The following is a 1,507-nucleotide window of genomic DNA, read 5'->3' on the forward strand; positions in this document are numbered from 1 at the left end:
GTGTTGCGTGCAGGGATACCGTCAGTGACAGTACCCTTTTTGCAGACCAACCGATTTGGGTGAAAGGCTAACCCGACTGGGGGTAAGCCCTATGCCAATTCCGTACAAGAGAGTATCAGAAGAAACTCTGGCAAAGGCTATTGAAGTCGTATTGGGTGATGAGATGATGCGCTCAAAAGCCCAAGAATTAGGCGAGAAGATTAGGGGTGAAACAATGGTAGAGAGAGTTACTGAAAGACCCAAAGGAGCATGGATTGTTTAAAATTTTGGAGCCAGATTCTTTTCGTTCGCGCTTGAATTAAACAATCTCTACAATAGAGTAAACTACCCAAAATTTATAGTTGATTGGCTCTGAGGGAAAAGCCGCGAACCGCAAAGTAATAATATCGCTTCGGGGATAATCTGCGCGAATCAAATCACGCACAATTGTTGCTTTAATTAAAGAATCATCTTCAGGATAAAATAGTTTTAAGTCGAGCCTTGAGTCGTACTCGGCTTTATCGCTCTTTTTCCTTTGAAAGCTTAGTAAGATATCCCACTCTTTCTCCCAAGGCTCAGTTTCGGGAGAAACAATTCTCAACATCTGAGTCTTACAGTCTTGGTATACGAATTTATTAGATGTATTTACGCCAAGAGCTTTGTAATTAGATTTATTCGGCAAGAGCGCACGAATCTTATTGTTGAATTCATCTGGTAGCATAACTATATATACTCCTCCCTTTAACTCAACTACTCTACACCTATTCTTGGTCATAATTGTACAAATTATGTCTGAATATTTATAGCAGGAGATAGTTCGGCTTTATCTGTTGCTGTAAGCTAGGCAGTTATCCTGGAAGCAAGAGGTAAAGCTATCCAATTTGGCGACTAAAATTGAGAGGATTAACACCCTACGAATGACTTGAGAACTTCACAATTAACTATAATAACTCTTCCTATTTTTCTCTTTTGAGCTTTCCCTGCTACAGCTAGAGTTTTATTTGAGAAAAAATCGTCATAATAATGTCGATTTTAAATGAACATTTGACTTTGTTATAGAGCTTCGGAGTGATAAAGTTAAGTCATGATTCAACCAAATTGTATTGTACTTATACAAAGATGATTGAGGAGAAACATGCTTAATATCAAAGTTAATAACTTGCCAACTCCTAATCAAATTGAAGAACAAGAGTTAGAACAGCTAACTGTAGCAGAAATGACGAAAATTAAAGGAGGAATCAGGATTCAGCCTCTAAATGATAAATACATTGATGCCACATTTGGAGGTTTGAGATTGACGCTTTAAAGTCAGAATTAAACACTCAAAAATCAGAAGCCGGAATTGATAAACTACTTCATTATTAAGTGGGATAAGCCTAACAGCATGGCTAACGCTACCGCGTAACTCATGCTGTAACCATTCCACTCCATAGCAATAGCCGAATGATTTTGTGGTGGTGAGGTAAACTCTTTCTAGCAGACTGATGGACAGTGGTGGAATGTCTTGGCCCCAGAGTGGGGAAATGTA

4 protein-coding genes are annotated in these 1,507 nt (G+C 38.7%); 2 read left to right on the plus strand and 2 right to left on the minus strand.

Features of this window, described 5'->3' with window-relative positions:
* Window positions 1-91 precede the first annotated feature (91 nt).
* Window positions 92-262: a hypothetical protein gene (locus tag FNW02_RS38105; protein ID WP_191762628.1), complete on the plus strand. Its 171-nt coding sequence runs from the start codon at window positions 92-94 to the stop codon at window positions 260-262.
* A 36-nt stretch (window positions 263-298) separates the two neighbouring features.
* On the opposite strand, the gene FNW02_RS38110 is transcribed toward FNW02_RS38105, so the two are convergent.
* Entirely contained in the window at window positions 299-700 is a 402-nt protein-coding gene (locus FNW02_RS38110) for a hypothetical protein (protein WP_191762629.1), read from the minus strand.
* A gap of 414 nt (window positions 701-1,114) precedes the next feature.
* Here FNW02_RS38110 and FNW02_RS38115 point away from each other — a divergent pair, with 414 nt between their 5' ends.
* Window positions 1,115-1,285: a hypothetical protein gene (locus FNW02_RS38115; protein ID WP_191762631.1), complete on the plus strand. Its 171-nt coding sequence runs from the start codon at window positions 1,115-1,117 to the stop codon at window positions 1,283-1,285.
* Here FNW02_RS38115 and FNW02_RS38120 read toward each other — a convergent pair.
* On the minus strand, window positions 1,232-1,504 hold the full coding sequence (locus FNW02_RS38120; protein ID WP_348535528.1) for a DUF1392 family protein: 273 nt from the start codon (window positions 1,502-1,504) through the stop codon (window positions 1,232-1,234). The genes FNW02_RS38115 and FNW02_RS38120 overlap by 54 nt on opposite strands.
* Window positions 1,505-1,507 lie beyond the last annotated feature (3 nt).

The organism is Komarekiella delphini-convector SJRDD-AB1 (assembly GCF_014831675.1).
Taxonomy (GTDB): domain Bacteria; phylum Cyanobacteriota; class Cyanobacteriia; order Cyanobacteriales; family Nostocaceae; genus Komarekiella.

Excerpts from the sequence above, each read along its gene's own strand:
- FNW02_RS38105 (WP_191762628.1), top strand. The coding sequence starts at position 92 with ATGCCAATTCCGTACAAGAGAGTATCAGAAGAAACTCTGGCAAAGGCT.
- FNW02_RS38110 (WP_191762629.1), bottom strand. The coding sequence starts at position 700 with ATGCTACCAGATGAATTCAACAATAAGATTCGTGCGCTCTTGCCGAAT.
- FNW02_RS38115 (WP_191762631.1), top strand. The coding sequence starts at position 1,115 with ATGCTTAATATCAAAGTTAATAACTTGCCAACTCCTAATCAAATTGAA.